The sequence below is a fragment of the Myxococcus sp. MxC21-1 genome (assembly GCF_032612255.1).
Classification (GTDB): domain Bacteria; phylum Myxococcota; class Myxococcia; order Myxococcales; family Myxococcaceae; genus Myxococcus; species Myxococcus virescens.
The window spans coordinates 8,894,693-8,916,895 of record NZ_CP123278.1 but is presented as its reverse complement, the minus strand read 5'-3'; the positions used below and the strand labels follow the sequence as shown (position 1 = coordinate 8,916,895).

Annotated in this window: 17 protein-coding genes and 1 pseudogene; 13 read left to right on the top strand and 5 right to left on the bottom strand. The window is 64.8% G+C overall.

The genetic code is table 11. The annotated features are described in order from the left end of the window. Position 1: 1 nt before the first annotated feature. The 4 genes from QEG98_RS40190 to QEG98_RS40175 all read right to left on the bottom strand — a co-directional run bounded on the left by QEG98_RS40190 (position 2) and on the right by QEG98_RS40175 (position 3,964). Positions 2-1,054, bottom strand: a complete 1,053-nt coding sequence (locus QEG98_RS40190) for a fatty acid desaturase family protein (RefSeq protein WP_316565122.1) — start codon at positions 1,052-1,054, stop codon at positions 2-4. Between the two features lie 310 nt (positions 1,055-1,364). Further along, on the bottom strand, positions 1,365-2,642 hold the full coding sequence (locus QEG98_RS40185; RefSeq protein ID WP_316565121.1) for a cytochrome P450: 1,278 nt from the start codon (positions 2,640-2,642) through the stop codon (positions 1,365-1,367). 394 nt (positions 2,643-3,036) lie between these two features. Further along, the gene (locus tag QEG98_RS40180; RefSeq protein WP_174257193.1) at positions 3,037-3,450 is read right to left on the bottom strand and encodes an STAS/SEC14 domain-containing protein; all 414 of its coding nucleotides are present in this window, start codon (positions 3,448-3,450) and stop codon (positions 3,037-3,039) included. Between the two features lie 94 nt (positions 3,451-3,544). Continuing rightward, positions 3,545-3,964, bottom strand: a complete 420-nt coding sequence (locus tag QEG98_RS40175; protein WP_011557215.1) for an STAS/SEC14 domain-containing protein — start codon at positions 3,962-3,964, stop codon at positions 3,545-3,547. 373 nt (positions 3,965-4,337) lie between these two features. On the opposite strand from QEG98_RS40175, the pseudogene QEG98_RS40170 reads away from it, so the two are divergent. The 3 genes and pseudogenes from QEG98_RS40170 (at position 4,338) to QEG98_RS40160 (ending at position 7,287) form a co-directional block, all read left to right on the top strand. Beyond that, positions 4,338-5,485: pseudogene (locus QEG98_RS40170) on the top strand (ABC transporter substrate-binding protein). A 117-nt stretch (positions 5,486-5,602) separates the two neighbouring features. Next, positions 5,603-6,481: a carbohydrate ABC transporter permease gene (locus tag QEG98_RS40165; protein WP_090495616.1), complete on the top strand. Its 879-nt coding sequence runs from the start codon at positions 5,603-5,605 to the stop codon at positions 6,479-6,481. Next, positions 6,478-7,287 (top strand): carbohydrate ABC transporter permease, encoded by an 810-nt coding sequence (locus QEG98_RS40160; RefSeq protein ID WP_090495615.1) that lies wholly within the window; start codon positions 6,478-6,480, stop codon positions 7,285-7,287. The genes QEG98_RS40165 and QEG98_RS40160 overlap by 4 nt, the downstream gene beginning before the upstream one ends. A gap of 9 nt (positions 7,288-7,296) precedes the next feature. Here the strand turns inward: QEG98_RS40160 and QEG98_RS40155 are convergent, their stop codons facing one another. Further along, the gene (locus QEG98_RS40155; RefSeq protein ID WP_316565120.1) at positions 7,297-8,010 is read right to left on the bottom strand and encodes a hypothetical protein; all 714 of its coding nucleotides are present in this window, start codon (positions 8,008-8,010) and stop codon (positions 7,297-7,299) included. A 269-nt stretch (positions 8,011-8,279) separates the two neighbouring features. Here QEG98_RS40155 and QEG98_RS40150 point away from each other — a divergent pair, with 269 nt between their 5' ends. The 10 genes from QEG98_RS40150 (at position 8,280) to QEG98_RS40110 (ending at position 22,201) form a co-directional block, all read left to right on the top strand. Next, complete coding sequence (locus QEG98_RS40150) at positions 8,280-9,143, top strand: nucleotidyltransferase (protein WP_316565119.1); 864 nt, start codon at positions 8,280-8,282, stop codon at positions 9,141-9,143. A gap of 60 nt (positions 9,144-9,203) precedes the next feature. Continuing rightward, positions 9,204-11,102, top strand: coding sequence for an SAVED domain-containing protein (locus QEG98_RS40145; RefSeq protein ID WP_316565118.1), 1,899 nt, complete (start codon positions 9,204-9,206; stop codon positions 11,100-11,102). Positions 11,103-11,205: 103 nt separating this feature from the next. Then, the gene (locus tag QEG98_RS40140) at positions 11,206-11,733 is read left to right on the top strand and encodes an RNA polymerase sigma factor (RefSeq protein ID WP_225909644.1); all 528 of its coding nucleotides are present in this window, start codon (positions 11,206-11,208) and stop codon (positions 11,731-11,733) included. A 56-nt stretch (positions 11,734-11,789) separates the two neighbouring features. Next, complete coding sequence (locus tag QEG98_RS40135) at positions 11,790-14,708, top strand: CHAT domain-containing protein (protein WP_316565117.1); 2,919 nt, start codon at positions 11,790-11,792, stop codon at positions 14,706-14,708. Positions 14,709-14,755: 47 nt separating this feature from the next. Beyond that, positions 14,756-15,088 carry a hypothetical protein gene (locus QEG98_RS40130; RefSeq protein WP_316565116.1) on the top strand — a complete coding sequence of 111 codons (333 nt, stop codon included), beginning with the start codon at positions 14,756-14,758 and terminating at the stop codon, positions 15,086-15,088. 125 nt (positions 15,089-15,213) lie between these two features. Further along, entirely contained in the window at positions 15,214-16,509 is a 1,296-nt protein-coding gene (locus tag QEG98_RS40125; RefSeq protein WP_316565115.1) for a hypothetical protein, read from the top strand. A gap of 56 nt (positions 16,510-16,565) precedes the next feature. Further along, a complete protein-coding gene (locus QEG98_RS40120) occupies positions 16,566-17,669 on the top strand; it encodes an SMODS domain-containing nucleotidyltransferase (protein ID WP_011557205.1) in 1,104 nt (367 codons plus the stop codon). 61 nt (positions 17,670-17,730) lie between these two features. Then, positions 17,731-19,494: a ThiF family adenylyltransferase gene (locus QEG98_RS40115; protein ID WP_316565114.1), complete on the top strand. Its 1,764-nt coding sequence runs from the start codon at positions 17,731-17,733 to the stop codon at positions 19,492-19,494. Further along, positions 19,412-20,005, top strand: coding sequence for a Mov34/MPN/PAD-1 family protein (locus QEG98_RS42610; protein WP_410477912.1), 594 nt, complete (start codon positions 19,412-19,414; stop codon positions 20,003-20,005). Before QEG98_RS40115 ends, QEG98_RS42610 begins: the two co-directional genes overlap by 83 nt. A 705-nt stretch (positions 20,006-20,710) precedes the next feature. Then, positions 20,711-22,201 (top strand): RAMP superfamily CRISPR-associated protein, encoded by a 1,491-nt coding sequence (locus QEG98_RS40110; RefSeq protein ID WP_316565113.1) that lies wholly within the window; start codon positions 20,711-20,713, stop codon positions 22,199-22,201. Positions 22,202-22,203: the final 2 nt, after the last annotated feature.

Here is a 22,203-nt window from a genome sequence, read left to right as displayed (position 1 = left end):
ACTACGAGTGGAGCGGCTGGCTCAGGCGCGACGGCTGGGCCGCGGCGGCCGCGGCGGCGGAGGCCTCCGGCTCACGCGTGAGGTACTGGATGAGGCTGTTCTCCTTGCCCAGGTACGTGTCGAACTGGTTCACGCCGTTCTCCAGCAGGCCGGCCTTGTCGAGCTGCGCGTGCATGGCGGGCAGGTTGTAGAAGGGCACGGAGGGGAAGGCGTGGTGGGTGAGGTGCAGGTTCACGTTGAGCGGCGCGATGAAGAAGTTCTCCAGCGCGGTGCCCAGGATGTCGCGCGTCTCGCGCGTCTCGTCACCGGACGTCGTCTCCTCGATGGGGTGCTCACCCAGGGCGCGCATCCGGAAGAAGGCCATCATCACCGTCGTCGTCGGCAGCACCCACAAGAGCAGCCAGTGCAGCCACGCGCCCGTCGTCACCAGCACCGTGACGAGCGTGGCCACGTACAGCCAGTAGCGCAGGTGTTCGCCCGCGGAGATGCGGGGCTGCGCGCGGCCCACCAGGCGGCCCCAGTACGTCCAGGGCAGCACCACCTTCAGGTGATTGGGGGCGTACAGGCCCAGCGCGTCCGCCAGGAAGACGGCCGTGGCGCGCATCGGCGTGCGGGGGAAGTGCCAGGAGGCGTCCACCAGCTGGCCAGCGAGGTACGGGTCCTTCGGCGTATTCACGTAGCGGTGGTGCAGCATGTGCTCGTGCCGGTAGCCCGCCGTCGTCATGTTCAGCGGGAAGGCGCAGAGCAGATCGCTGACCACGTCCGACACCTTGCGGTTGGACAGGAAGTGGTAGTGCGCCGCCTCGTGCATCAGCGCCAGCAGCGCGTGCTGCCGGGTGGCGATGAGCACCGCCGCCAGCGGCCAGGCCCACCAGCGGTCCACGAATAGAACGAAGGCAAATGCCGCCGCGATGACGAGCCACTGAGCGGCCATGGCCCACAGCGCACGACCATTGTTCACCTTCGACAGCTCCCGGGTGATGGCCGCCAGCGCCTTGCGGTCCACTCGGTGCGCGTACTGAATGTCGGCCTCATCCACCACTTGAGCGTACATGTCGGGGGGCTCCTTCTGCTTTACTCGGAAGCAGGGTGTTCCTGGACTCTTTCGCGCGGAAATGGGTGGTGAGGCAAGAAAATTCTTTCTGGAATGCACGTGTTCCAGAGTGAGCGCGCCTGTTCGGGTCATCCTGTACCCCATGGGGGTCTGATTTGTCCCGCCCATTCACTCAAAGTGGGGTGGGTTTCTACCCTTCTTTGTAGGAAATCATCCGCTTGGCGCTGGAAATCGCGGGTCTCCGGACATGACAAGGGCCTGGAGACCGGTGTCGGTCGCCAGGCCCTCGTTCACTCCCGGGTGGGTGGGCTCAGGTGGGGGTCCACTCCACTTTCAGGTGCTTCATCTGCCGCAGCACCAGGCTCTGCCAGGTGCCGAAGTCCTGGCCGGGGACGAGCTTCGGGTCCGGCAGCCGGTCCAGGAGGATGTTGGTCGTGATTTCGAACTGGAGCCGGGCCAGGGGCGCGCCCAGGCAGAAGTGGGTGCCGCGGCCGTAGGTGAGGTGCTGCGGCACTTTCTCCCGGTCCACGTCCAGCTTGCTGGAATGGGGGCAGAGGGATTCGTCCCGGCTGCCGGCGGCGAAGAGGAGCAGCAGGCGTGAGCCCTGGGGAATCTTCACCCCGCCCAGCTCCACGTCCTCCTTCGCGGTGCGAATCATGGCGTGGGAGACGGAGTCGTAGCGGCTGGACTCCTCGAGGAACTTCGGCACCAGGTCGCGGTTGTCGCGCAGCCGCTGCCACAGGCCATGCTGCAGGGCCAGCCTCCAGGCGTTGGCCATCAGCGCGGTGGTGGACTCATGGCCGGCCGACAGCATGGACGCGCCCACGGCCATGACCAGCTCGTGCATCGTCAGGGCCTCGCCGTCGCTCTCCACGGCCACCAGGTAGCTGGTGAGGTCCTCCTGCGGGTTCTTCTTCCGGTCCTCGATGAGGCGGATGCAGTACTGCTGGAACTCGATGACGCCCTTCGCCATCTCCACCTGGAGCTCGGGGGCCACGTACTCGAAGACGAGCTGCTGCCAGTCGGAGCTCCAGCGCTTGATCTTCCAGACGTCCTCTTGCGGTACGCCCATGACGCCGAGGATGACGTGGACGGGGAGCGGCCAGGCGAGCTGCTTCACCAGGTCCGCCTCACCGTCCTGGGAGAAGCGGTCCACCAGGGTGGTGGCCATCTCCCGGATGAAGGGGCCCATGCCGGCGATGCGCTGCGCGGTGAAGCCCCGGTTCATCAGGCGGCGCAGGCGGGTGTGCTCGGGGGGGTCCATGCCCAGCAGCACGTGCGCGGTGGGGAAGCCCTGGTCCAGGATGGCCTTGGCCTCGTCCGTGAGGTGGGTGCCGCTCGCCAGCATGTCCCGGTTGGAGTACTGCGCCGGGCTCTTCAGCACCTGGGAGATGTCCTCGTAGCGGCTGACCAGCCACATGTTCAGCATGGGGCTGAAGCTGACGGGCTCGTCCTTGCGCAGCTTCTCGAAGAAGGCGTGCGGGTCCTCCGCGTGGGGGCCCGTGAACGGGTTGTACTGGGCACCCAGGTGGGGACAACGGCCCGCGGACGCGTGGGCTGGGACTCCGGTCTCTTCCTGCTTTTGCACGGACACAGGCATGGCGTGGCTCGCCAGACGAGCGCGGCCCCCCGGCACGCGGTTCGTCTGCAACGGGTGAATGGCAATGGAGGGGCCAGGCCCCTACAGGCGGTGGGTCAGGGGTGTGGGGAGCCAGCGAGGAACGACCGGGCAGGGTGGGGCTCCCCTAATCCGCCTATACAACGAATTCTGGCTTTATTGCCAGCAAGGGCACACTTTTTCATCTTCACTGGTTTCCAGTACTGACGTTTGATTCCAGTAAAAATGTGGCAAGGGCCAGGCAGTGTGCAGAGGTTCACTCAGCGCGCGTCATTTGGGCGGACTGAGGGCGCACCTGGAGCGTGCCCACCGGATGGCGGTGGTCAGGACTCCAGGGCATGAGGGGGGGAAATCGGGCGGAGGCTCAGCCCAGCTTCTTCTTGTTCTTCTGGCGGTGCTGCGCCACCCAGGCGCGCGCCTCTTCGTGGTCCTTCACGAAGGTCGTCTCGAAGCGCGCCTTGCCGGTGAAGAGCATGCCCAGCGCGATGACCTTGCCGAAGGTCTGCTGCACCACGTCCGCGCCGACGTACACGGTGCCCTTGAACCAGTCCGCCTTGCCGTTCTCCGACAGGTAGCGCCGGGGCTCCGCGCCCAGCTGGGAGCGGCCGATGTCGGCGATCAGGTAGTAGGGCCCGTATTGCTGGGCAATCTCCCCGTACACGTCGACCGCGCGCTTGATTTCATCCAGGTCGATGGGGCCGACGAAGGTCGCCTGCACGACGTCGGGCGCCTCGTAGCGCACCGAGTGGGAACCGAATGTCCATTCCAGTTGCTGCATGTCACTCCCTCCAGAAACCCTGGTGAGCATAACGCCCACCAGGGAATAGCGCGAGATACATGCCTGTCAATTTGGGCGTGGATTTCCTGACCTGCTAGCCTGCCTTGCTCTTGAGCCGGAGCCGGTGCTGGGCCACCCAGGCGCGTGCTTCGTCCTGCGTCTTCACGAACACCGTCTCGAAGGTCGACTTGCCGGTGAAGAGCAGCGCCAGGGCAATGGCCTTGACGAAGGTCTGCATGACGATGTCGGCGCCGACATAGAGGATGGCGTGGTACCAGTCGGAGCTGGCCTTCTCCGACATGTACCTGCGGCCGGCTGCTTCGAGCTGCGAGCGGCCGATGTCCGCGATGAGGTAGTACTGGCCATGGTCGGTGGCCGTCTGCTGGTAGAGCGTCACCACCTCCTTCACCTCTTCCAGGGTGATGAGGCCGTTGAACTCCGCGACCAGGGTGTCCGGCTCCTCGAAGTGGGCCCGGTGGGCTCCGCACTGCCAATCCCGAGGCTGCTGTTTCATCGCTTCCCCCTCCCAGTTGTTCCTGCCTGGATGAGAATACCGCTGAGACAGCGTCCAAGCGAATCGTGGCTCTCCCTTGGTTCATGATGACTCATCGGGCGTGATTGTTTTTGCAGGACGCGCATGGATGCCTGGAAGGTTTGTTTTCATTCAGTGTGCAAGACTTCCGGGATGTTGACGCGCGGACCGACCCTGGATTCCCGGGCTTGACGGGGGTGGGGGTGGCTGGAGTCATGCCTGCGCATGAGACGCGTCTCCTCCATCGTGCTCGCGCTGGGCCTCGTCGTGGGCCTGGGCGTCTGGGGCTGCCGGCGGCAGGACGCGGCGGGCGAGGCCGGGGCCGCACGCGGCTGGTCTTCAAGTATCAGCCGCTGTGGGGGCCGCCGGAGCCGTTCCGCGAGCTGCTGGCGCGCTTCGAGCGGGAGAACCCGGGGTGGAGCTCGTCACGGAGGCGCTGCCCAACGCGTCCGACCTGGCGCACCAGTTCTTCCTCACGGCGCTGGAAGGCGGGGCGAGGGATTTCGACGTGCTGGTGGTGGACGTCGTCTGGGTGCCCGAGTTCGCGCGCGCTGGGTGGATTGCCGACCTGTCCGCGGAGTTCCCGCCTGAGCGACTGCGCGAGGACTTCTTCCCCGGCCCCGTGGAGGCCGTGGTGGTGGAGGGGCGCACGTACGCGGTGCCCTGGTACCTGGACGTGGGGCTGCTCTACTACCGCACGGACTGGTGCCGCGCGCGCCGCGCACCTACGCGGAGCTGGAGCGCTTTGCGCGCGAGGCGATGGCGAAGACGCCCGGGCTCCAGGGCTACGTGTGGCAGGGGCGGCAGTACGAAGGCCTGTCCTGCAATGTGTACGAGGCGCTGTGGGGGCACGGCGGCCGGGCGCTGTCGGAGGATGGGCGGGTGCTGCTGGATGACGCGCCCGCGCGCGAGGCGCTCGCGTATCTGCGAGGGCTGGTGGAGCGCGGGGTGTCGCCCGCGACGGTGACGGGCTTCTCGGAGGAGGAGTCGCGGCGGGTGTTCCAGGAGGGGCGCGCGGTGTTCATGCGCAACTGGCCGTATGCGTGGAGCGAGGCGCAGAAGCCGGACTCACCGATTCGCGGCAAGGTGGGCATCGCCCCGTTGCCGACGGTGAGAGGTGAGCCGGGGTCGGGGGCGCTGGGCGGGTGGCAGCTGGCTGTGAATGCCCATGTGTCGCCGGAGCGGAGGAAGCTGGCGGCGCGGCTGATTGCGCACCTCACGTCCCCGGAGGCCAACCGGGTGCTGGCGCTGAACTACGCGCGCAACCCGCCGCGGCCCGCCGTGTACCAGGATGCGCGGCTGCGCGAGGAGGCGCCCTTCATCGCCGGGTTGCTGCCCATGGTGGAGCGCGCGAAGCCTCGGCCGGTGACGCCGTACTACAACCTGATTTCGGATGTGCTCCAGAGCGAGTTCTCCGCCGCCGTGGCCGGGCTGCGCACGCCCGAGGCCGCGCTGAAGCGCGCGCAGCGGCAGGTGGACCATCTGACGGGGGAGGGGCCGTGAGCGCGCACCGTTTCAGCGAAGGTGGGTCGCGGCGCGCTGGCGCGATGGCGGCGGGTGGTGGCGCCCTGGATGCGTGCGGCGCGTTGGTGGTGGCGGCCCCTCCGGGGAGGCGCGGCGATGAATCCAAGGGGCTCGCTGGCGCGGGAGCGGAGGCAGGCGTACCTGCTGGTGGCGCCGGCGGTGTTGGTGCTGGGGGGCGTGGCGCTGTACCCCATCCTGGCCGCGGTGTGGCTGAGCCTGCACCGCTTCATCCTCGTCTTTGGCGAGCGGCGCTTCACGGGGCTGGAGAACTACGCGTACCTGCTGGGGGATTCGCGCTTCTGGGCGGCGCTGGGGAACACGGCGTACTTCACGGCGGTGGCGGTGACGGTGGAGTTGTTGCTCGCGGTGCCGTTGGCGTTGCTGCTTCAGAAGGCGTTCCCTGGAAGGGGGCTGCTGCGCGCGTCGGTGCTGGTGCCGTGGGCGATTCCCACCGTGGTGAGCGCTCGGCTGTGGGCGTGGATGTTCAACCCCGAGTACGGCGTCATCAACCGGCTGCTCCCCGGGCAGGACATCAACTGGTTGGGGGCACCCGGGTATGCGTTGCACGCGGCCATCCTGGTGGACGTGTGGAAGACGACGCCCTTCGTGGCGCTGTTGGTGCTCGCGGGCCTGCAGGGCATCTCCGAGGACCTGTACAAAGCAGCGCGGGTGGACGGGGCCTCGCCGTGGCGGACCTTTGTGTCGATAACGCTGCCGTTGCTCAAGCCGGCGCTGCTGCTGGCGTTGCTGTTCCGTTCGTTGGATGCGTTCCGGGTGTTCGACGCCATCTACGTGCTGACGGAGGGCGGGCCGGCGAACACGACGGAGACGCTGAGCATCTACGCGTACAAGACGCTGATGCGTTCGGGGGACTTCGGGTACGGGAGCACGCTGTCGGTGGCGACCTTCCTGTGCGTGGTGTTGCTGGCGGCGGTGTGGCTGCGGCTCTTGGGGCGTGAGGAGGCGGCGCGATGAAGCGGCCAGGGCTGGGCACCGCGCTGGCGGTGGTGGCGTTCCTGACCTTCTTCCTGGGGCCCTTCTGCTGGCAGGTGCTGACGAGCCTGTGGCCGGATGGCGAGCTGACCCGGCCGTGGCCCTCGCACCTGACGCTGGAGAACTACGCGAGCGTCCTGTGGGGCCGGCCCTTCCTGCGCGTGGTGTTGAACTCGCTGGTGGTGGCGGCGCTGACCACGGGCTTCTGTCTCACGGTGGGGGCGGCGGCGGCGTTCGCCCTGGCGAAGCTGGAGTTTCGTGGCAAGGGGTTGCTGCTGAGCGCGGCGCTGGCGGTGAGCATGTTCCCGCCGATTGCCACGGTGAGTCCGCTGTATCTGATTCTGCGCACGGTGGGGCTGCGAGACAGCCTGGTGGGACTGGCCTTGCCGTATGCGACGTTCGCGTTGCCGCTGACGCTGTGGGTGCTGACGTCGTTCTTCCGCGCGCTGCCCGACGAGCTCTACCGCGCGGCGCGCGTGGATGGCTGCACGCCGTTCCAGGCCTTCCGGCAGGTGCTGCTGCCTTTGGCCGCGCCGGGGCTCGCGACGACGGCGATTCTCGTCTTCATCTTCGCGTGGAATGAGTTCCTGTATGCGCTGACGTTCCTCTCCACGCCGGAGAAGCGCACCGTGCCCGTGGCCATCAGCCTGTTCGCCAGCGAGTACCGTGAGCCCTGGGGGGAGATTGCCGCGGCCTCCGTGGTGGCCACGCTGCCCCTGGTGGCGCTGACGGTGTTGTTCCAGCGGCGGATTGTGTCCGGGCTTACGGCGGGCGCGGTGAAGGAGTAGTGGGTGAGCTCAGTGCCCCTGGCGCGTGAGGACGGCGCGCAGCTCGGTGGCCGCGGTGTCTGGGGTGGCGAGGGCCTTGTTGACGAGGGCTTTCAGGGCCGTGGCGCCGAGATGGGAGAGGCGTTCCTCGGCATCGGGCGGCTGGGGAATCCCGCGTACGTTGGCGAAGGTCAACAGCGTCTCGACGCGCTCGTGCACCTCGACTCGTTTTCTCTCCAGTGCGCGTTGCTCTTCCCAGAAAGGTGAATCAATCATGATGTTCCTCAAGTGCTGACTGAGCCTGTCCTGCCCGAACCGGCGGGACGCCAGCGTGCCGAGTACCACGAGCAAGTCTAGGCGTTCCTCCGTCGAAAGGCTTGGTGCCTGACGGATGCGGAGCTCGGCCCACGCGATTCGCTCGGGCCCCGCGCGCGATTCCAGGACAGACAGGGGGAGCAGGGCTACGGCTGCTTGCAAGGCGGGCTGGAGGTAGTCCACTTCCCACAGGCGAACCACCTGGAAATCGAAGGTGAGGACGCGAATTCCGGGGCAGTCGAAGCCATATGGCGGTGGTGCGCCCTCGGCTTCCGGTACGAGGTAGATGGCGACGGGAAGCACCGGCAGTTTCTCCCGGAGGTGAATGCGGACTGTGTAGTCCAGCAGCCGCGCGGCGAAGTGTGGGTCTGCCTGTGCCTGGATTTCGATGTCGACGGCGAAGCGCACCCCGTTCGCTTCCAGGACCATGACCGTGTCCGCTCGCCGTTCGGATTGGGGGAGGCTGGAGTCAGCCATTCGGACGAAGGCCGGTGTCTGTCCGCCGAAGAGGAGGAGCAGCAGTTGCTCGGGATGGCCTTGCACCAGCCTGCGAAGGATGAGGTCGAAGACGGAGGTCATGAAGGGTAGGGACCCTACAGGTAGGGGATGACATGCCCACCCTCGAAGCCGCTGTAGGGGCCACCTCGTAATTTCTAGGCACTCCATCGTTCTTTATGGCGAAGGAGGCCATATTGCCCATGCTGACGGTTGCTCAGGCATTCGAGACGTTCATGAACTCCCTGCGTCTCCATGATGGAGACGCACGAGATGCAACGCGACAAGAGCAGTACGTCTTCAACGCAATGCGCCGACAGTTGCGGCCCACCGAGTCCTTTATTTCAGGGTCCTATGGTCGGAACACGGCGATTCGACCACTCCACGATATCGATCTCTTCCTCGTTCTTGCAGATGATGGAAGGAATCCACCTGAACCTGAGGATGCGCTAGCCCGCGTGCAACGGGCGCTCCGTGCGGAGTTCCATGATAAGGAAACGCGACTCCAGAATCGCTCGGTCAATATCAATTTCACTGGGACCGAGATCGGCTTCGATGTTGTTCCTGCGCTCTACGATCCGTGGGAACAGGGGGGCTACCTGATTCCAGATAGGCGAGCCGGTCAATGGATTCGCAGTAATCCTCGCAAGCATCAGGAAGCGTGCGACGATGCGAATGACGTAGCGAAGAAGAAGCTGAAACCTTGGATCAAGGCCATCAAGCGCTGGAATGTTCGCCACGACAAGCCGGTGCCTTCATTTCTCCTAGAAGTCTTGGCCTGCCGAGGAGTGACCCACTCGCTAGGGGATAAGAGCTACGCGGAGGGACTGGCGCAGTTGTTTGATTATGTGTGCGCCAATATTTTGAATCAGTGCCCTGTCCCTGGAAGCTCTGGACCAACCATTACCAGTTGGATTCATCAGGGACGCCTCGTTCAAGCGCACCAGCGGTTGACGCAAGCCGTGCGTGTGTCCAAGCGAGCACTGGAATTGGAGTATTCGGGATACACGGTCGAAGCACTTGCGCTCTGGCGAGAACTCCTGGGAACGGACTTCCCGGTTCGGTAGGTGTCCATGACAAGGCCAACTGGAATCGAATTGACTCTTGAGTTGATGAGTCCGGCCGCAGTGAGCGCGCCATACGCATTCGACGGTCAACCAAGGCAGTACATCGCAAGGGACGCAAATGGAAAGACGGGCGCCGCGACCTTCCAATGGGGCCTCGTTGAGGAGTTGAGACCAGAGTTCCTGACCCCGACGCCCAGCCCCAATGCCCAAAAGAAGATGGGGAGGGTGTTGCGAGATTTCCTTGAAGACGTCTTGAAGGCGCTGGGTGGGTGGTCCGCCTATGAAGATGAAATCCTCGATGCGAAGAGCCGCGGTTGGCCCATTGGGCTGCATTTGAGATTCAATGCACTGGAGTTGTTCAGTCTCCCATGGGCACTGACTCTGCTCAGGAACAACATGCGGCTTGCATCTCTTGAGCCCTGCCCTCTTTCGTTCGAATGGGAGACGGCGGATTCTTCAGCGCGTGTATCAGGGGCACCGGGGCGGTTGCTCTTCGCCTGGTCGGACGCCGCGGACGGAGTATCTGAGGATAATCACCTCGCCGAGATTCAGCACGCATGCCCCGAGTTCGATCGGGCGAAGGACGTCCTGGCGCATGTCACACTGGACTCTCTCCGGGACAAATTGCGGCAAGCTAAGGTTGAGCGCCGTCCCTATCGCGTCCTTCATTTCCTGTGCCACGGCGGCCCTGTACCTGGAGGCTCATTTGGCCTTTGCTGGGACGACCACCATCGGCCCGGAAGGGAATTGCGCATCCATGGAAACATGCTCGTGGATGTGCTGGGGGAATTCAGGGACGACATTCAGGCCGTGGTGTTGAGCGCGTGTCACGGTGGGAACCCCGGTGAGGCGGGCAAAATGCTTGGCGGAGTGGCACACGACCTTCACCAGATGGGCATTCCGGCAGTCATTGCCTCACAGATGCCGCTGTCCATCGATGGTTCGATTCGCGTGACCCGGGCGTTTCACTCGTCGCTCTATCGCGAGAAAACCTCGGTGAGAAAATCATTCCAGGCGGCGCATGCCTCACTGAGTGTCAGTACACTCGACTGGGCTTCTCTCCAGCTCTTCGTCGTGACTCCGGAGAAAGTCCCACCAGGGCAGAGATGGCTCTTCTCCGAGGAGCATGGGCTTCCAGCCTCGGTGCGGAGGGAGGTAGTCGTGGCCTACGAAGTAAACTTCGACGTGTCGACCTCCGGTATCGCGGAAGCCCTGGAGGGCCGTTTGGGGCCTGAGCCGGATGTCGTGTTGCTACGGCCACTCGGTCGCGTCGCGGACGGCCTGCCGTCGAAGCGAAGGGAGTGGCAGAGCGCCATCGACCAGGCCGACAAGCTTGTCTCTGCGCTGGGAGCGCGTGTCTCCCACGTGGACCTCTTTGGCTGCGCGCCGCTTCCTCTCATGTTCCACCTCGGGTGGGGCCTGGCACGGCGCAAGGTTCGCGTCTACCAGCAGCAGCGCGGCCAGAGTGGTGTCTGGTCATGTGGCTATGACTCCGAGCTCCCGTTGCCTGAAGGGGAGCCCTTCTTCCGGCTGGAAGCCTGGCCAGATCTTGCCTCGTGTGTTGAGGCGGGTGGGCGTGTCGTCATGACGGTGGAGGTTCAGCCGGCCATTCGTTCCGAAGATATGGAGGAATGGTTGAGATGCGCGACGCCGCCCGGATGGGTCAGGCTTGTGGCCGCACGTGGGCCTTCACCTACGGTGGTGAGAGGACCCCAGGACACAGCCCGTGCCGTGGCTGAGTTTCGCGGATACCTTGATCGCATCCACCAAGAGCTTCCCTTCATCAAGGAGATATGGCTTGCGATGACGGGCCCCGCCAGCCTCGCGGCAGCACTGGGCAGGGCCTACAACCCGAAAGTACACGCGACGCTCAAGCTCTTCAATTTTCGCAAGGTGGAAGGATACGTGGAGGTACCCTGGAATGGTGGCGTTCAAGGTCAACCGGCCCGCCGCCGCTAAAGGCCCCGGAAATTCGCAGAGTCCCACGTAACATTCCAGATGACCTGCGTTTTCCTATTCGGGAGCAGCAAGGGACGCTGTCATGACGAGCGCCGGGGAGACCGTGGCCAGCAACTTCGACGAGTGGCATGAGAGGTACTACGGGCGTTTGATGCCCACTGCCGAAAAGCTCTGCCGGGGCGCGGTCGGGATTGACCCCAAGGACCTCGTGCAGGAAACCTTGTTGCGCTTCATCGAGCATTACGAAGCCGCGCCGAGCGAGCCCAAGGACGGGCCAGCCGAAGGCTGGCTCATCAAGGTCATGACGCATCACTTCTATGACCTGATTCGAGGGGCCATGGGTCGGAAGAAGGCAGAGGGCGATCCGACGATTACTCGCTGGACCTTGGCACAGCAAGGGGCGAGCGGCGCGACCTACGAACGGATTACCGAGGAGCGTTTCGATTGGGCCATCGGAAAGCTCCCTCAGCAGCAGCGCCTTACCTTCCTGCTTCGATCTCAGGGGCTGCGCAACCAGGAGATTGCCTTGAAGCTAGGCGTCTCTCCCGGCACCGTGGCCAAGCGACTGTTTGACGCGCGTCAGCGGCTCAGCGAACTGCTCAAGCCTTACGTTGATGAGGGAACCCACTGATGTCTTCCTCTCCCTGCGACCAGCTCCAGTCCTTCGCGGATGGGGATCTTCCACCCATGGAGGCCCAGGCGTTTGGTCAGCACCTGGCGGATTGTGAGAAGTGTCAGGTCGAGCTGACTCGACTCTTGCAGCTTGACCAACTCGGACGAGGCTATATCGAGCGACATGGGCCGGTGGACATTCCCTGGCATGCGCTGCCTCGGAACCGCTGGATGGCGGGCGGTTTCGCGCTTGCTTCCATGGTGGCCGTTGCCTTCATTCTGTTGGGAACGTTGCGGCCACAGGCACCTCGCGCGTTGCCGGAACTGTGGGCGCAACCTCAGCGGACGCTGGAGGCGCGCGTCACATATCTGGCGGCGGACCGGTACCGGCGGCCGCCTCAGGTGATGATGGGCGGCGCGGCCGCGCGCTCTGGACCAAACCGCTCACTCGCGTTGCTGAGCGAGTTGGAGAAACGCGGAGATCTTCATCAGCTCGCGGTCGCTTATCTGGCAACGGGTGTCCCCGAGCCTTCCAGCGCTAAGGCGATCCTGGAAGGAATGAGGGGCGACCTGCGGTGGCAATCCGCGGATGTGCTCTGTGACCTCGGAGTGGCCCACTACGTCGCGTCGAAGCCGCTGGATGCCGCAAGAGCGACGGAAGAACTCAGGGAGGCGTTGCGTCTCTTCGACACGGTGCTCGCCATGCAGCCTGGCCATGTGCAGGCATTGTGGAATCGCAGCCTCGTCTATCGTGACCTGGGGCTTCCACTCTCGGCGATGAAGGACCTGACGGAGTTCGAGCACCGAGAAACCGACGAGGGGTGGCGCAGTGAGGCGCGTGACCGAAGGGCCAGACTGTCGAGCACACTGCGCCGCAAGGAACGCTGGCTGGCCGCGGACCAGACGGGCGCGGACCTCATCAATCGTGGCGCCCAAGAGCTCGCGAGGGCGTTGACCTTCGTCGATGTCCCGTTGCTGCGTCGCGACTTCTACCATGCGGTGCGTGCGCGGACCTCCTCGACGGACGTGCTCGCGCTGTTGCCTCTGGCAGAGCGGCTCGATGCGTCCGTGGGTAGTGGCACCGTTCTGGCTGACTATGTTCATCAGGTCGCCGCACGGGACTTCTCTCGTCGTGCTCCCCTGGCGGAGCAGTACGCAAGGCTCATCTCGGGCCGTATCCCCGAGAGTGAGCAGGATGTCTTGCTCCAGCGCTTCTTGACCTCGGACGAGACGGACCTGGCGCTGGGGGCACTCGCGCATGTCATGCAGCGCCTGCCTGCCTACGCAAGCGAGCTGGTGCGCCGAACCCAGCACGATGAAGACCCCTGGTTTCGGGTCTTGGGACTTCAGGCACAGGCGATGCTCGAACGTCAGCAGGAGCATTACAAAGAGGCGCTTGCACCGTTGGAGCAGGCACTCGACATCTGCCGCCGGGAACGGCTCGTCTACCGATGCATCTTCATCGAGAACGACCTGTCGCACGTGAAGAGCTGGCTCTTTCGGGTCAACGCCGCCGCGCAGCACGCCCGTGATGGGCTGGCCTTGGCGAGGCCGAACCAGTGGGACCTTGAAGGCGTCATGCTCCAGGCCTTGGGGAATGTCGCGCGCCAGGCTGCGGACGTGACTCTAGGCCGCGCCTATTACGGGGAAGCGCTGTTGATGGCTGAGGGCGATAAGTGGAGCACTCGCAATATCCACCAGAACCTGGCGCACCTCGCCATCTGGGCGCTCGAACTGGATGAGGCGCGGGCTTCCCTGGACCGGGCAATGGATACAGGTCTGCCCCTGACACAGCATGGAGTCGCGGCGCTGGTGGACGTCGCACGAACACGCCGCTCGCCACGTGATGCCCTCATGGTGGAGCAGGCGTTGGCTCGGGAACCAGGCAACACTCCTGGGCAGCGTGCGTATGCGAAGTTCCTTCATGGTCGCTTTCTCGTGGAGGTTGACCCGGCGCGTGGGCGAATGCTCCTGGACGAGGCCATTCGGCAAGCAGAGGCCCTTCCGCTGGATGGCGTCTCAGCGGCACATGCGCGCGCGTATAGCTACACCTCCCTCATCTTCGCGGATGCCGACACCGGGGACTTCATCGCTGCGCTGGCCCGGTTTGGTGCCGAACTGGGCTTCGAGACGCCCGCCAGGTGCGTGCTGGGGCTCACAGCGGACACCGAGCGCAGCTTGCTGGTTGCTCGCGGCGCTCAGGGGCAACTCCTGAGTGCATACGTGCCGTTGCGAAGCAGCAGATTCGAGGCAGCGAGTATGGAGGGGGCCGTCCCACCGGAGATGTTGGCGGCGCTCCAGTCGTGCACCTTGGTGGACGTCCTGGCACGACCTCCTTTGCAAGGACGCTCAGGGCTCCTGCCGCCGGGTATCGCTTGGCGCTACCGCACTCGCGCCGCAGCGCCTCCGCCTCCAGCAGGTCCGGGCACGCACCTGGTCGTGAACGAGGTGCGTTACAGCGAGGAGCGAAACGAAGTGCCCTTGCAGTGGTTGCCGCGCACTGCGCCTGGGGCCGAGGCTCGGTTTCTCAGAGATCTGGCGGCAACGCCGACCCAGGTACTCGAGGCCATCTCGACTGCCACCGAGATTGATTTGGCGACACATGGGAAGGTGGATCCTGATTCGAACTTCGCCTACCTGCTTCTCGCTCCTGGTGCGGATGGGAGGGACACGCTGTTCGAGGACAGCATCCGGGCCAGCCAACTTACCGGTGCGCCGCTCGTCGTGCTTGCGGCATGTGAGGGGGGGCGGCCCAACGCGGCGCTCCATCGCGCTGGAAGTCTACCCAGTGCCTTCCTGGCTGCGGGAGCGCGAGCGGTTCTGGCCGCCACGCACCCGATTCCGGACCTGGACTCATCCGCCTTCTTCGGTGCCGTGCGCGATCGCGTCCTCGCGGGGGCGAGTCTGGCCGTGGCGGTCCGCGACGAGCGCCTCCAGTGGCTGAGCGCGGGAGGCGATTCGGAGTGGGTGAACGCAGTCCTTGTCTTCGAGTGAGTGCTCGTGCCGCGGGCAGCGCGGTCGATTGATGCAGAGAGGGAAACATGCAAGGTCCTACGGTGCCGGTACAAGAGTTCTCCGAGTGGAATGGTCAGCCCTTCTTCGACGGGTATCCCCCAAAAGGTCGGGTCGTTTACATCGTCAAGTCTGAAGAGACTGAGACGTTCAAGGCCTACGGGGCAATGGACGATTCCACCCAGGCCATCTTCGCGGTTCAAGGCTCCCTCTCCGAGCTTGATGGCTTCGTTGCGCAGATGAACATCGAGGGTGCCCGGGTCCTGTATCAGCTCCCCCCTTTCAGTACGGATACCAACACGGGGGGGGATCCATCCGGTTCGGCAACCACTCGCTCCGGAAGGCGGGAGGAGACGAAGTGACGCTGAGTCTCCTGCTCGCTTCTGCGGAGGATGGGAGTCAGGTGTTGGATGCGCCACTGTCGCCTGAGTCCTTGTGGAGGGCTCCGCGTCCGGTTCCTCTCTCCACGCCCACGCATCTGTCCAACATGGCTGCCGAGCCTGATTCGCTGCCGCAGCAGCGATGGGCGCTGCTGGTCCCCAGTGGGGCGCGCGGCGCACGCATCGCGGCCAACCTCGCCCCGTTGTGTGAGCTGCGAAGCGCGCAGCAAGGCGCGGTGGTCGATATCCATGCGGTGCCGCCCGGGCTGGACAGTACGAGGGCGCACGACTTCAGGGACCGTGTGCTGCATCCTCGCGCAAGGCCCACCCGCGAGCACCCTCGGTACGTCCTGCTCGCGGGCAGTCCAGAGGACCTGTCGCTGGAGCTTCAGGAGTCGCTGACGGGCGATGGCGCTTGTTTCGTCGGGCGCTTGGCCTTCGCCGAGGACGAAGACTACGCGGCCTACTCCAGCAAGGTCGTCGAGAGCGAGCAGTCCGTGGCGCCCACTCGCAAGGCTCGCGTCCTTTTCCTTTCCGTGGATGATGGGACGACTGCTGTACGCGTTGGCCAGGAGTATATCGTTTCGGTCGTGGGGCGACGCTGCGGCGATGCTCGGGGGCGGGGGTATTTTCCAGCAAGCGCGTTGGTTCAAGAGAAGCTTCGAATGGGTTCTGCGAACCGGCTTCTGGAGCTGGCGGGGGAGTCGGAACCAACTTTGCTCTTCAGCTTGAGCCATGGCATCGGCGGCAGCGCGCAGGGATGGGCAAGTCCGGCGGAGCAGCGGCACGTCCAGGGGAACTTGTCACTCGGCGCGGGGCAGACCTTGACGGCGTCGGACATCCGGCAGCGGCCATTTCTTCCAGGCGGCATCTGGTTCTATTTCGCATGCTTTGGAGCTGGCACGCCCGTGCGGAGCGTGTACCTCCCTTGGATGGAGCAGCTCGTGAGAGAGGGTGTGGTTCCTCCGCGAGAGCTGGCTGCGCTCATTCGCTCAAGGCCCGTAGACGGTCAGCCCTTCATGGCCGCGCTGCCACAGGCCGCCTTGGCCAATCCGAAGGGGCCGCTGGCAGTGGTGGCTCACATGGACCTTGCCTGGACCCATGCCTTTCACGACGCCTCGACAGGACGATCCCATTCGCACAGGCTGGAAGCTGTGCTGTCCAGTTTGGTGGATGGACACCGGGCGGGGCCGGCGCTCGAGACATTGTCCCGCTTCGCCAGGCAGGCGGACGAACGTCTCCGCAAGCAGTACCAGGCGGAGGCCGAGGCTGTGTCCAGAGGACATCCGACTTCGACGGATGCGATGGAGAGAGCCTTGCTGTGGCTGGAGCGGCACGACGTTACGAACTACGTGCTCCTCGGTGACCCTGCGGCACGGCTGGTGGTACCGAGTCCTTGCTGAATTTAGTCTGAAATTCGGCAGGTAATGATTGCCATGTCTTGCGTGATTAATGTGACATGGCACTTCCACTTCCCACCTATTTCGAAGACTTCCTCCAGGGCATTCGTCCTACGGCAGCTCAGCGCCAGGACATGATTACCGGGCACTCGACGCTGAAGGAGCGCCTCCTGGCCGACGAAAAGCTCTCACCTGGGTTCGTGAGCTTGTTCCTGCAGGGGAGTTACAAGCGGCGCACGGCAGTCCGTCCGAAGGATGGCAAGAGGGCCGACGTCGACCTCATCGTCGTGACCCGAATGAAGGAGTCCGAATTCACGCCCGCGCAGGCGATGGCTTGCTTCAAGCCCTTTCTGGACCAGCACTACGCCGGCAAGTATCGGCAGCAGGGCCGCTCTTTTGGTATCGAGTTGTCGTACGTCGAAATGGACCTGGTCATCACCGCTGCACCGTCGGAAGCGGAAGCCGGCGTCTACAGTGAGTTGGCCAAGAGTGAAGGGCAGTTGCGTGCCGACGAGGACACGGACCAATCCCTGCTGAAGGTCGTCGAGGAGTCAGCCTCACTTTGGAGGTCGCAGCGGCTTCGCATTCCTGACCGTGACGCGGGAGCCTGGCAGGACACGCATCCGCTCGCGCAGTTGACCTGGACCAGCCAGAAGAATGCCCGGTGTTCGCGGCATTTCGTCAACGTCGTCAAGGCGCTCAAGTGGTGGCGACTCGTTCACCTGGATGAACTACCGGAACGGCCCAAAAGCTACCCGCTCGAACACCTCATCGGTGATTGCTGCCCGGATGGAATCACCTCGGTCGCGGAAGGGGTCGTCCGGACGCTGGAGAATTTCGCGCAGCGATACGCCATTCATGCGGCGGCGCATCAGTCACCCCACTCCCCGGACCGTGGCGTTGACCAGAATGTCATGGCGCGTATTTCCGGCTCGGACTTCGCGAAGTTTCACGCTCAAGTCGTGAAGGCCTCGCAGACGGCGCGACAGGCGTTCGATGCTCCAGATGCCCAGGCGGCCGCACCACTGTGGAGGGAACTCTTCGGCGACAAGTTCCCCAACGCGCCCGATGCAGGAGGGGGCGGCTCTCCCTCGAAGGGAGGCTTCTCCAAACATGAAGGCGGTCCGGGCACCGTGGGGGGAGGCCGGTTCGCACGTGAGTGAGGCTCCCGAGTTGACGGATGCGCTTCGGATGGGACGGCGCGCGTTGGATGGGGGCGCTGACGTGGATTTGCTCGCCGACATACAGTGGCACCCGGAAGCGCAATGCTGGGTGCTACCACTGCGGCTTCGCGCGAACACGGAAGGCAGCACGATTCCGGAGTGGACGCCTTGGCACGTGCTCGTTGATGCGAGCTACCCCTTGGGAGACATCGATGTCCATCCGTCGAAGCAAGGGGGAATCGAGGAGACGCGTCCCCACCAGAACCTGAATCGGCGCGGACCCGAGACGAGGCCCTGGCGGGACGGCAAGCTGTGTCTGCAGACCGGGCTTGCCGCACTGGGGCTTCGGGCCCGGGATGAAGAGCCGCTTGATGCTGCATCGAGGCTGGGATGGCACATTGCCCGGGCCCGGGAGTGGCTGGAGGACGCTGCGCGTGGCCAGCTTCTGCCGAATGGGGCTCCGTTCGAGTTACCGGCCTTGCCACACATGGATTCGACTCAGGTGGTGTTCCGTGAGGACGCGGAGTCGCTCGCGACTTGGGAAAGGATTGAAGAAACGCAGGGCTGGGTCGAGCTGGCGCCGCTGCCGGGCAATCCTCGTGTATTCGCCGCGACGGCGTTCTATACAATCGATGGGCGCTGGCTGTTTTCTTTCGAATGGGGGGACCTGCTTCGTCGCGTTCACAAGAGGCGGCGCTTTCGGGTTCCGTGGCTGCGGTGTCGACAGATTCCGGTGCTGCCACCGTATGCGCCTCCAGTGCTCTGGACGGAACTGGAGGCGGCGGCTCACCAGTTCGAATGGAGCCTGCGTGACGCCCTGCATGGGCTGGCCACTCGTCTCCGAGATGGTGAGCGTCATCTCTGTCTTCTGGGATTCCCCATTCCGGAAACCCAAGGGGCTCCCTCGGCGCGCCTGCATTGGTGGGCGATGCGATTGCCGCGCTTCGCGTATCGAGACATCGCGCCGCGTGGATTCCGGCGCACGGAGCAGAATTACTGGCGTCACGACCAGGCGGTGATGTTCCAGCGGTCATTGCCCATCGATTGGATACGAACCGACAACTGGGCCGCTTCCGACCTTCGGAGTCGAGGAGCATTGCCAGAGGTGCTTCGTGGGAGATGGGTTGCGCTGCTCGGCGCTGGCTCGTTGGGCTCGAGCGTGGCGGAGTTGCTCGTTCGTGGCGGCGTGTCTCGCCTGGCCATCCTGGATGGTGATGACCTTGAGGCAGGCAATCTCGTCCGTCACTCACTGGACCTCGGTTCCGTGCGCTATTCCAAGGCCCATGCGCTCGCTGCTCGGCTGCGGAACCTCAATCCAGACTTGCGTGCACAGTCGTTTCGCCAAACATTGAGGGTGGGAGGTTTGCCACTTCCAGAGCTCGTTGGGCAGTGTGAGACGATCATTGACTGCACGGCCTCCGACGAAGTCATTGAAGTGTTGGGGCGGCTGAGTCCCAGCGTATCCTGCCATTTCTTCTCGGCCTCCTTCGGCGTAGGTGCCCGGCGATTGCTGTGCTTCAACGCCATGGGAGACCGCTTTCCGTCGGACGCGTACTGGGCCCAGGCCCAGGAGTGGATTCGCCGCGACCATGAGGAAATCCGGCGCACAGTGCTCCCCCGAGAGGGCGTCGGGTGTTGGCATCCTGTTTTTCCTGCCCGGTCCGATGATGTCGTGCTGGCGGCAGCCATCGCGGTGAAGTCGTTGGTTGCCGCCGTGACAGAGCGTCCCGCCGCACGACTCGATGTCTACGAACGGGATGAGCAGGGCGTGTGCTTTCGAGGGGTCCGGCATGTGTCCCTTCATGAATCCCATGCGGCACCTTGAGCTCTGTTCGGAGGATGCGCGTTTCCGCGTGCGCATTCCCGCTGCGACTGTCAGCCGTTTGCTCTATCTCTGCCGGGTTGCAGGGCGTCTCGAAACGGGAGGCATTCTTGTTGGCCGGTATGCCGACGCGCTCGACTGCGCCTTGGTGAGTGCTGCATCAGGACCTCCCCCGGATTCGAAGCGGGGGCCTACGTGGTTTCAGCGTGGCACCCGAGGGCTCCAGGCGTGGCTGGAGCGCCGTTGGGCGTCACGTGGAGATCACTACCTGGGGGAGTGGCATTTCCATCCCCATGCCGAGCCGACGCCAAGCGCGGCGGACCTGCGGCAGCTTGATGCCATCGCGCTGTCCACCCAATACCGCTGTCCGGAGCCCCTGCTGCTCATCGTGGGCGGTGACCCTCGCGGTGCATGGTCGCTCAGTGGCCACGTCGTGCCTCGGAGCGGACTGCCCATCCAACTCCAGCGTGAATCCATATGTAATTTCCAGAACCATTCCCGTTTCAAGAGATGAGACCACGAGGAGGTGATGGCTTGGAACGTGCCGATGACGAGGAATCATCTGCTGCGGCAACAGGGGCAACGCTTCCTGACCCTGCGCCGCGACAGCGGCGGTCCGTGCGCGGCCCCGACCTGACTCGTTTCTCCGTGAGCTTGAGAACCGTGACCCACAGCTTGGGTGGCGCGGCGACACTCCGTCAGCTGGACATGGTGGAACCTGTGCGCGTGCCAGCGCTGCGAGGCCAACTGCGTTTCTGCTGGCATGCCTTGAATACGCACGCTTGCGCAAGTCCCATGGAACTGGCCTCTCGTGAGCGGGCGCTCTGGGGTGGCACAGGCGGAGGCGTTGCCATTTGTTCGAAGGTAGAATTCGGAGGGGGCATATGCGCTGTGGCCTGCACGAGCCACCAGGACAGGCTCAGCGCCAAAACCCCCAGCCGCATGTTGGAGCGATGGGTTGTCCTTCACGCTTCATGTCGCCGTTCCATCGGAATGGCTCACTGCATTCGAGAACGCGGTTCGTGCTTGGAGCATTTGGGGCGGACTCGGGGCGCGCACACGCCGCAGGCTGGGAAGTCTGATGCTGACCTCTCAGCAGTGTTGCCGCGCACGGTTGTTGATGGCTCGGTGAACCATCTGGTTGCTGGCATTGGGACTCCTGGTCCCCAGTCGCGTCTCGCTCTCTCTTCTCAATCCTTCCTCCTGCTGAAGGGGCGCCATGTCCTCTCTGGTTCTGCCTGACCCACCTTCATCCGAAGCCATTCACTTGCGCCGGCGCTTCGCCAAGGGGCCGAAGCTGGCGTCCTTCACGCTGGCCTTGAAGACCTTCACGCCCATCCTGGGAGGAGGGCCAGTGGCGCGAAGCCCGGACCTCCCCTCCGTGGACATCATCCGGGTCCCCACGCTGCGCGGGCACCTCCGCTTCTGGTGGCGCGCGCTGTACGGCCACGCCTACGTGGGGCAGGGCGCGGAGGCGCTGGCGCGTCGGGAGCGCGAGCTCTGGGGCGGCATGGGGCGGGCGAAGAAGGGGCCAGGGGATGATGAGGCGCGTGCCTGGCGCTCCCAGGTGGAGCTGCGGGTGTTGGAGGTTCGTCCCGCGGGAGAGGACACGAAGCCCATCAATCTCGGCACCATGGCGGGGTATGCGCTGTGGCCGGCGCGCAAGGGGAAGAACGAGCAGGCAGACATCCCCCGCTGGGCTCCGGGGCTTCAATTCACGCTGGAGGTCATCGCACCCGAGGGCGAGGACATGGCCCAGGTGCGCAACGCGGTGCGGGCCTGGATTCTGTTTGGGGGGTATGGCTCGCGTGGCCGGCGCGGCTGCGGCTCCGTGTGTCTGGCGTCCTCGGGCCCCCATGCCGCGGAGTGGCTCCCGGCCTCCGCGGACCGGGCATCGCTTCGGCGCCTCTTCGGGGACGTGCCGCTCTTCGCGCCTGAGCAGGCGGCGGATGCCTGTGACATGCCTCTGCTGCGGGGCGCGCGCCTCTTCCAGGGGAACGCGGGCGCAAAGCCGCGTGACGGGAGCGAGGTCTGGTTGATCGCGCTCAAGTGGCTGCGGGAATTTCGCCAGGGCACCGAGCCCGCGGCCGCCGGGAGTGCTGAACGGGTGGGAATCGCGCGCAAGCCTGGTGAGGGAAATCGCGCGGGCCGCTCCAACTGGCCGGAGGCCGACAAGATTCGCCGCTTCGCCCGGCCATCTGGCAAGGACAGCCGAGGCGGCTTCGCTTCAAGGTCCGAGGGCAACGCCTATCCCGAGGTCCACGCTCCGCGCCCACAGCACTCGGCGACGGCGGCCTGGCCGCGCGCCGGCTTCGGGCTGCCCATCGTCTTTCATTTCCAGCAGAAGCGGCGCGAGGACGGCGAGTACTACCAGCCGAAGGAGCCCGAGGACATCCAGCTCCAGTGGGAGGCGGGTGGTTCGGAGAAGCTGATGGACCGGCTCGCATCGCCGCTCATCGTCAAGGCCCTGCCGCTGGCGGATGGCCGCTTCGAGCCCATCGCGCTGTGGCTGGAGCGCGGAGCGCCCCGGGATGGACAGGTCGTCATGACGCAACGGGGGACGGCAGTTCCTCGGACGCGGGTGCCATTCGAACGCAGCTTCCGGGCCCGCGATGACCAACCCCTTTTCCAGACACTCCAGCAGGCGGACAACCTTCGCGACGCCTTCTTCTGGTGGCTGGAGGAAACCCGCCGTGCCCAGGAGGCGTGAGC

Coding starts and splice junctions, on each gene's coding strand:
- QEG98_RS40190 (WP_316565122.1), bottom strand. CDS start 1,054: ATGTACGCTCAAGTGGTGGATGAGGCCGACATTCAGTACGCGCACCGA.
- QEG98_RS40180 (WP_174257193.1), bottom strand. CDS start 3,450: ATGCAGCAACTGGAATGGACATTCGGTTCCCACTCGGTGCGCTACGAG.
- QEG98_RS40175 (WP_011557215.1), bottom strand. CDS start 3,964: ATGAAACAGCAGCCTCGGGATTGGCAGTGCGGAGCCCACCGGGCCCAC.
- QEG98_RS40165 (WP_090495616.1), top strand. CDS start 5,603: ATGAATCCAAGGGGCTCGCTGGCGCGGGAGCGGAGGCAGGCGTACCTG.
- QEG98_RS40160 (WP_090495615.1), top strand. CDS start 6,478: ATGAAGCGGCCAGGGCTGGGCACCGCGCTGGCGGTGGTGGCGTTCCTG.
- QEG98_RS40155 (WP_316565120.1), bottom strand. CDS start 8,010: ATGGTCCTGGAAGCGAACGGGGTGCGCTTCGCCGTCGACATCGAAATC.
- QEG98_RS40150 (WP_316565119.1), top strand. CDS start 8,280: ATGCTGACGGTTGCTCAGGCATTCGAGACGTTCATGAACTCCCTGCGT.
- QEG98_RS40135 (WP_316565117.1), top strand. CDS start 11,790: ATGGAGGCCCAGGCGTTTGGTCAGCACCTGGCGGATTGTGAGAAGTGT.
- QEG98_RS40130 (WP_316565116.1), top strand. CDS start 14,756: ATGCAAGGTCCTACGGTGCCGGTACAAGAGTTCTCCGAGTGGAATGGT.
- QEG98_RS40125 (WP_316565115.1), top strand. CDS start 15,214: ATGGCTGCCGAGCCTGATTCGCTGCCGCAGCAGCGATGGGCGCTGCTG.
- QEG98_RS40120 (WP_011557205.1), top strand. CDS start 16,566: ATGGCACTTCCACTTCCCACCTATTTCGAAGACTTCCTCCAGGGCATT.
- QEG98_RS42610 (WP_410477912.1), top strand. CDS start 19,412: ATGTCTACGAACGGGATGAGCAGGGCGTGTGCTTTCGAGGGGTCCGGC.
- QEG98_RS40110 (WP_316565113.1), top strand. CDS start 20,711: ATGTCCTCTCTGGTTCTGCCTGACCCACCTTCATCCGAAGCCATTCAC.